The organism is Flavobacterium sp. (assembly GCF_040402955.1).
In the GTDB taxonomy this organism is placed as follows: Bacteria; Bacteroidota; Bacteroidia; order Flavobacteriales; family Flavobacteriaceae; genus Flavobacterium.
On the sequence record NZ_JBBALQ010000037.1, the window covers coordinates 1 to 7867 of the forward strand.

9 protein-coding genes are annotated in these 7867 nt (G+C 31.9%); 6 read left to right on the top strand and 3 right to left on the bottom strand.

What is annotated here, in order from left to right; genetic code table 11:
- Positions 1 to 231 precede the first annotated feature (231 nt).
- Positions 232 to 723, top strand: a complete 492-nt coding sequence (locus tag ABWP78_RS09605; RefSeq protein WP_353170989.1) for a hypothetical protein — start codon at positions 232 to 234, stop codon at positions 721 to 723.
- A 293-nt stretch (positions 724 to 1016) separates the two neighbouring features.
- Positions 1017 to 1268, top strand: a complete 252-nt coding sequence (locus ABWP78_RS09610) for a hypothetical protein (protein WP_353170992.1) — start codon at positions 1017 to 1019, stop codon at positions 1266 to 1268.
- Between the two features lie 157 nt (positions 1269 to 1425).
- On the opposite strand, the gene murA is transcribed toward ABWP78_RS09610, so the two are convergent.
- The 3 genes from murA to ABWP78_RS09625 are packed head-to-tail and all read right to left on the bottom strand — an operon-like array spanning position 1426 to position 3857.
- Positions 1426 to 2736 carry a UDP-N-acetylglucosamine 1-carboxyvinyltransferase gene (gene murA / locus ABWP78_RS09615; RefSeq protein ID WP_353170995.1) on the bottom strand — a complete coding sequence of 437 codons (1311 nt, stop codon included), beginning with the start codon at positions 2734 to 2736 and terminating at the stop codon, positions 1426 to 1428.
- Positions 2737 to 3570, bottom strand: coding sequence for a DUF4290 domain-containing protein (locus ABWP78_RS09620; RefSeq protein WP_353170997.1), 834 nt, complete (start codon positions 3568 to 3570; stop codon positions 2737 to 2739).
- 2 nt (positions 3571 to 3572) lie between these two features.
- Entirely contained in the window at positions 3573 to 3857 is a 285-nt protein-coding gene (locus ABWP78_RS09625; protein WP_353171000.1) for a DUF493 family protein, read from the bottom strand.
- 118 nt (positions 3858 to 3975) lie between these two features.
- Here ABWP78_RS09625 and ABWP78_RS09630 point away from each other — a divergent pair, with 118 nt between their 5' ends.
- The 4 genes from ABWP78_RS09630 (at position 3976) to ABWP78_RS09645 (ending at position 7817) form a co-directional block, all read left to right on the top strand.
- Positions 3976 to 4512 carry an AAA family ATPase gene (locus ABWP78_RS09630; protein ID WP_353171002.1) on the top strand — a complete coding sequence of 179 codons (537 nt, stop codon included), beginning with the start codon at positions 3976 to 3978 and terminating at the stop codon, positions 4510 to 4512.
- Between the two features lie 9 nt (positions 4513 to 4521).
- Entirely contained in the window at positions 4522 to 6405 is a 1884-nt protein-coding gene (locus tag ABWP78_RS09635; protein ID WP_353171005.1) for a RecQ family ATP-dependent DNA helicase, read from the top strand.
- Between the two features lie 28 nt (positions 6406 to 6433).
- On the top strand, positions 6434 to 7381 hold the full coding sequence (fmt, locus tag ABWP78_RS09640; RefSeq protein WP_353171007.1) for a methionyl-tRNA formyltransferase: 948 nt from the start codon (positions 6434 to 6436) through the stop codon (positions 7379 to 7381).
- A 160-nt stretch (positions 7382 to 7541) separates the two neighbouring features.
- Positions 7542 to 7817: an HU family DNA-binding protein gene (locus ABWP78_RS09645; RefSeq protein WP_353171009.1), complete on the top strand. Its 276-nt coding sequence runs from the start codon at positions 7542 to 7544 to the stop codon at positions 7815 to 7817.
- The last annotated feature ends 50 nt before the right edge of the window (positions 7818 to 7867 follow it).

Genomic DNA, 7867 nt, shown 5'->3' on the forward strand with positions numbered 1-7867 from the left:
ATACAACACTTTAAGTGCAAAATGGAACTGGCGTAAACAAAATAAGGATAACAGCCGTTTCACGAAATTGCGGGGCTTGGGATTTATCAGAATTGGTAATTTTTGAAACTAAATTTTGTTTATATTTGTAATCAAAAGTGTTGAAAATCCGCAACTTCGTGAAGCGGCGACACGTTGTAGGTAATTTTGCGACCGAAAAAACTGAACGATAAAAAATATTATAACTTAAAAATGAAAAAGATACTACTAATTTTATTGACCTTGTTTTCAATTTCACTTTTTGCACAAGACAATAAATCAGAAGCAGGCGGACCACCAAAATTGAGTGAATTAATAGGTTATTGGAAAAAAGTCGAAATTCCTAATGAGGAAAAATTAAATCAAGTAAATCCTTGGCCTCAAAAACATCAATGGTTTGCGTTTTTTGAAAATGGTAAAGTATATTCAATGATGTCTGATAAGGATTATGAATATACATCTAAAGAGTTAGAAGAAGTTTTTAAAGTTTTACCATTTGATATAACGCCAAATTATAAATTAGACGGACAATTTTTAACTATTGATAATAAAGAAATTAAAGATTATCAAGAGCTTTGGGGTGTAAATTTATTTGCGATTGACGTAAACGAATTTTTAAAAAAAGGAAATTTAATAATGAGTTTAGATGACGGTAAAGGAAACGGAAACGTAATTTATTATAGATTGTTAAAGAAAATAGAATAAGAAACTTGAAATAAAAACTACCACCAATAGCAGTTATACGACATTTGGGGTTTTTGGCAAACTTTAAAGTTGGTTTAGTACTTATAATTCTTAATTTCTTATAGCAAAAAATCATACATTAAACATACATTTCTTCGGTATTCCTTCGGTACTTGTTCGGTAAATAGGTGTTTTTACCGAAGCGACTCCGAACAAACTCCGAACAAACTCCGAACAAACTCCGAACAAAACCCGAACAAAACCCTATTTAAAAGTTAGGAAACTTTGCTAATTGAAAATAAAAAACATTTTAAATGAAAGCATATAAAAACATAAGTACTTTCGATCAACTTATAGAAGTTGAACACGAAAAAACAGGAACGGAAAGCAGAAATAACTACGAAGAAAAGTCACACATGTTTATCATAAGTGAGATGCTTAAAAACGCTCGCACAAGCAGTGGGGATAAGCAAACTAACACGCTTATTGAAGCTTTAGAAATGGGAGAAAAAAGCGCGAAAATTCGAAATTTTAAACGAGAAGAAAATCTAAACGAATTAAAATAAAAATTCCAAAAGTAAAATCACATTTAGTTTTTTACAAACGAGTTGAAAATACTGAAATGGAAGTTGTGCGTATTTTGCACGAAAAAATGGATATTAAAAATCGAATACAAGAATAATAAACAATAAAAAAAAGCGACATCACTGTCGCTTTTTTAATTTATACTCTTACAATATTTGCACCGAGTGCTCGTAATCGTTCGTCTATTCTTTCGTATCCTCTATCAATTTGTTCGATATTTTGGATGGTACTTGTTCCTTTTGCAGAAAGTGCTGCAATTAATAACGAAATACCGGCTCTAATATCTGGAGAAGACATCACAGTAGCTTTCAATTGCGATTCGAAATTATGTCCCATAACCACGGCTCTGTGTGGGTCGCATAACATAATTTTCGCACCCATATCAATTAATTTATCCACGAAGAACAAACGGCTTTCAAACATTTTTTGATGAATTAACACGTCTCCTTTTGCTTGTGTAGCAACTACTAAAATAATACTTAGTAAATCTGGTGTAAATCCTGGCCAAGGCGCATCCGAAACCGTTAAAATAGACCCGTCAATATCGGTTTTAATTTCGTATCCGTCTTTATGAGCAGGAATATAAATGTCGTCTCCTTTTTGTTCTAACGTAATTCCAAGTTTTCTAAATACATTCGGAATTTGTCCTAAGTTATCCCAACTTACATCTTTAATTGTAATTTCACTTTTTGTCATAGCCGCTAAGCCAATCCAAGAACCAATTTCAATCATATCTGGTAAAATTCTATGCTCACAACCACCTAAAGATTCTACACCTTCAATAGTTAATAAATTAGAACCAATACCTGTAATCTTCGCTCCCATTGAGTTTAACATTTTACATAACTGCTGCAAATACGGTTCGCAAGCGGCGTTGTAAATTGTAGTAGTACCTTCGGCTAAAACAGCAGCCATTACAATATTAGCCGTTCCTGTAACAGATGCTTCGTCTAATAACATATACGCGCCTTTTAATCGGCCTTCGTTTTCTACACCATAAAAATGGTCTTCTCTATTGTATCTAAATTTTGCACCTAAATTGATAAAACCTTCAAAATGGGTATCTAAACGACGTCTTCCAATTTTGTCTCCACCTGGTTTTGGTATAAATCCTTTTCCAAAACGAGCCAATAAAGGTCCTACAATCATAATAGAGCCACGTAAACTTCCACCTTCTTTTTTGAATGCTTCCGTTTCTAAATAGCTAACATTTACTTCGTCAGCCTGAAACGTGTAATCACCAGGTCCGTTTTTCTGAATTTTAACGCCTAAGTTACCTAATAAAGTAATTAGTTTGTTTACATCAATAATATCCGGAATATTAGTAACTCTAACTTTTTCTGAAGTTAATAATACAGGACATAAAACCTGTAACGCTTCGTTTTTTGCACCTTGTGGTTGCACATCTCCTTTTAAGGGCTTTCCGCCTTCAATTTTGAATGTTCCCATTTATATCGTGTTATTAGGGTTGTTTTTTGGTTTAAAATTTTTTGCGCCTTTATAATTTGGATTGTTTAAATTGGCTTTTGTATTATCTGGCGAATTCGGTTTTGAATTTGTTGGTGCATTCTGATTTCTATTGGTATTTTGTTGCGGTCTGTTTTGATTTGCTGGCGGTCTATTCGGATTTCTATTTGAAGTAGCCGTTTCATTCTTAGTAAAAAACTGGGTTTTATTCGACTGTTTTTTGTTTACCTTCATTAAATTTTGCGAGGTAGAAAGTTCTTCTTTCATTGATGTTAAGTTTAATTCGCCATTAGATAATTCTAATAAATGATTAAAAATAACTTCGTCCGTTACGGTATCTTTATTCCAGCTTAAAAAGCATTTTTTCATATGATTGGCAATCACTATAATTAAAGCGTTTTTTAACTCGCCTTCTTCCCATTTACGCGCCACATCTATCATATATTTGATATTGTTGCCATAAAATCTGTATTTTGGAAAATTTTGTGGATAGGCCAAGCGGTCTGGTTTCAATTGCACTACTTCTCTTGTAGGAATTGGATAGGGCGAATCGATATCTAATTTAAAATCAGACATAATAAATAATTGATCCCAAAGTTTGTGCTGAAAATCTGGCACGTCACGTAAATGTGGATTCAAATTTCCCAATACCGAAATTACATAGCGGGCACCTTTGTTGCGTCTTTCTCTATCTTCGATAGCAGTAATTTGGTTAATTAAATTTTGCACATATCTTCCGTATTCAGGAATAATTAAATGTTCCCGTTGCGAATTATATTCTAAATAATTAATTGATTCTTCGTTGTTGTAAGCCATATTTATAATGAAATAATTCCTTCTATAGTTGCTAATTCTTGGTATTTTTCAATTACTTTATCTGCGTTTTGCATCGTAACATGAATTGAAATACTGGTATATTTTCCTGTTTTAGAAGCGTGTGTTTTTATAACGGCACCCATATTATTAAAGGCATTTTCTACTGTATTCACATTTGTAGCATTAGTTGGTACAATAAATTTGTATAAATACAAGGCAGGCCAGGTGGTTGATTCTTCTAATTCCGATTTCAGTCTAATGTAAAAATCTTCGGTTTCTTTATTCATTTTAATTTAATATATAAAACAACAAATATACATTTATAATGTTTGATTTGAAAATTTAAATAATTAAGATTTTCAAAATAAAAAAAATGATAGTACATTTGATTTTTAAAGCCGTAAAATGAATAAGAAAATTATACTCCTAATTGGTGGACCAAGTTCTGGAAAAACCACCTTAATTAATCACTTAGAAGCCGAAGGACACATTTGTTATCCAGAAATTTCAAGAGAAGTAACTTTAAAAGCCCGAGAAGAAGGTGTTGATTATTTATTTTTGGAAAATCCGATGTTGTTTAGCGAACGCCTTTTAGAAGGAAGAATTAAACAATATCAAAACGCTGTAAACGAAGAAAAACTTGTTTTTATTGATAGAGGTATTCCTGATGTGGTGGCGTATATGGATTTTGTAGGTGACACCTACCCTGATGAATTTATAGCCGCTTGCGAAACCTATAAATACGACAAAGTTTTTTTATTACCACCTTGGGAAGAAATTTACACCAGCGATGCCGAACGTTATGAAAGTTATGAAGAAGCGTCAAAAATTCATAAGTATTTGGTAGACACGTATACAAAATATGGGTATGATTTACACGAAGTACCAAAAACGTCTGTAGAAGAGCGATTTCAATTTATCATCAATCATTTAAAATCCTAATTCAATCTAATGAATCAACCGTTAGATGTATTAAAAGTGCACTGGAAACATACAGCTTTTAGACCCACACAAGAAGAAATTATCACTACCGTTTTGCTCGGTAAAGATACGTTTGCCTTGTTACCAACTGGAGGTGGAAAATCTATTTGTTTTCAAATCCCTGCCTTACTTAAACCCGGAATTTGTTTGGTCATTTCGCCACTTTTTGCCTTAATGAAAGATCAGGTTGAAAATTTAAAAAATAAAAACATTAAAGCCATTGCCTTAACGGGCGGCATTTCTTTTGAGGAAACCAATAATTTACTGGATAATTGTGTGTTTGGCGATTATAAATTTCTATATCTATCGCCAGAACGTTTACAACAAGATTGGGTTTTAGAACGAATTAAAAACCTTAATATTAATTTAGTTGCGATTGACGAAGCACATTGTATTAGCCAATGGGGACACGATTTTAGACCTGCTTATTTAAAAATATCAGCGTTAAAAGACTACTTTTCAGTGCCGTTTATTGCGTTAACTGCAACAGCTACACCAAGAGTTCAAGAAGATATTTGTTCGCTTTTACAATTAAAAAATCCAGTTGTTTTTAAGAATTCTTTTTCACGAGAGAATTTAGGATATCATATTATAAAAACTGATGACCAACTTGGAAAACTGAAACATATTTTCTTAAAAAATCCGGAACCCTCAATCGTATATGTAAAAAACAGAAAATCTTGTATTGAAATCAGCAAAATACTTACAGATTTTGGTTTTACTGCAACCTATTATCACGGTGGATTATCGGCTAAAGAAAAAGATAAAAACATGCAACTTTGGTTAGACGAAAAAGCCAAAATTATAGTCGCCACAAACGCCTTTGGAATGGGAATTGACAAACCGAATGTAAAGACAGTAGTGCATTTGCAACTTCCAGATAATATTGAAAATTACTATCAAGAAGCTGGTAGAGCTGGTAGAAATGGAGAAAAATCCTATGCTTTATTGCTTACTCAAGAAGTACAATCGGAAAATGTATTACAACTGTTTACTGGCAATTTACCCAATAAAGAATTTCTACATTTGGTGTATAAAAACTTAAACAATCAGTTTCAAATAGCTTATGGCGAAGGGTTTCAAGAGGTTTTTTACTTAAATTTAAATTTGTTTTGTGCAAAATTTAATTTACCTGTTACTAAAACGTATGCTTGTTTGCAATTTTTAGACCGACAAGGCATTATTACACTAAATAATTTAATTAGTAATAAAGCCAATTTGCAATTTATTATTGAAAGTCGAGAAGTCATTAGATATTGCAGTTTAAATACTAAAGAAGCTTTAATTATAGAAACCATTTTACGAAATTACACCGGTATTTTTGAACAAGTTACGAGTATAAACACAGCACTTATAGCTACTAAATCGGGTAAAACCGAGGAACAAGTAATTGCCGTTTTAAACAAACTACAAGCACAAGAACTAATTGAATTGAAACTGCAAAGCAATGACATTTCTATTCTGTATAACGAACCACGCGAAGACAGTTATACCATTAATCGTGTGGTTAAACTTTTAGAAAATCAAAATCAGATTAAAATAGAGCAACACAAACAAATGCTTCATTTTGTTACAGATAAAACTACTTGTAAATCTGTTTTAATTTCCAAGTATTTTGGAGAAGAGAATCCTAAAACCTGTGGCATTTGTTCGTATTGTAACTCACAAAACAAATCGGAACCAAAATCTGTTTTAGAACAAATTCAGAATCTATTATATAAAGGTGCACTTTCTTCAAATGAAATAGAAAACGTACTTCATTTTTCATCAGAAGAAATTATCTTTGCCTTACAAAACTTACTTGAAAATGATGTTGTTTTTTTAAATGCAAATAATCAATACCAAATTAAGTAAGTAATACATTTTCTTAACGAATACTATAATGGATAAATTAAAAATCATATTTATGGGAACACCCGACTTTGCAGTTGGTATTCTTGATACACTATATAAAAGTGAGTTTGAAATAGCTGCTGTTATTACGGCGCCAGACAAACCTGCAGGACGTGGACAGAAAGTTTCAGTTAGTGCGGTAAAAACCTATGCAATAGAAAAAAACATTCCTATTTTACAACCTACCAATTTAAAAAGCGAAGAATTTTTAGAAGAATTAGCCAGCTATACTGCCAATTTACAAATCGTAGTAGCGTTTAGAATGCTTCCAGAAGTGGTTTGGAAAATGCCAAAATACGGAACATTTAATCTGCACGCTTCTTTGTTGCCTAATTATAGAGGTGCGGCTCCTATAAATTGGGCAATTATTAATGGCGAAACAGAAACAGGTGTAACCACTTTTTTTATAGATGACAAAATTGATACGGGTGCTATGATTTTAAATCATAAAATTGCGATTGACCAAAATGAAAATGTAGGTCAATTACACGACAAATTAATGCATTTAGGTTGCGATACTTTAATGGAGACGTTGCATTTAATACAAAACGGAAAAGTAGAAACCACCATTCAAGCCGAAAATACCGAATTAAAAACGGCGTATAAACTAAATAAAGACAATTGTAAAATTGATTGGTCGAAACCAGGAAAACAAATTTACAATCAAATTAGAGGTTTGTGTCCTTATCCTGCCGCTTGGACATATATTAAAGATGGAGAAAATGAGTGGAATGTTAAAATATATGACACTACTTTTATAGAAGAAGTACATACTTATACTATAGGTCAAATTATTTCTGGAAAAAAGGAAATGAAAATTGCAGTAGCTAATGGTTTTATACAAATTGCTAGTTTACAATTTCCAGGTAAAAAGAAAATGCTAATTCACGAGCTATTAAACGGTACTTCAATTGGTGCGGATGCCCGTGTTGCGTAAGATTTCAAACAAAAATTAGTCCCAAAAAAGACACTTTATTAACATTTGAACCAATTTATTAACATTTTTAACAAAAATAGTTGTAAATGCTTGTGTAGTTTAATGATACTTTTAAATTTGTATAACAAAATTATGTATAATCAATTTAAAATTATCAATTATGAACAAATCAGAATTAATCGATGCAATGGCAGCAGCAGCAGGAATCACTAAAGCAGCAGCTAAATTATCTTTAGAATCATTTTTAGGAAGTGTAGAAGGTACATTACAAAAAGGTGGAAGAGTTTCTTTAGTAGGTTTCGGATCTTGGTCAATCTCTAAAAGAGCGGCTAGAGATGGAAGAAATCCTCAAACTGGAAAAACTATCAAAATTGCTGCTAAAAATGTAGTAAAATTCAAAGCAGGTGCTGACTTAGATGGATCAGTAAACAAATAATAAATATTTTTTATTTATTTAAAACCTCTTAGTTTCTAAGAGGTTTTTTT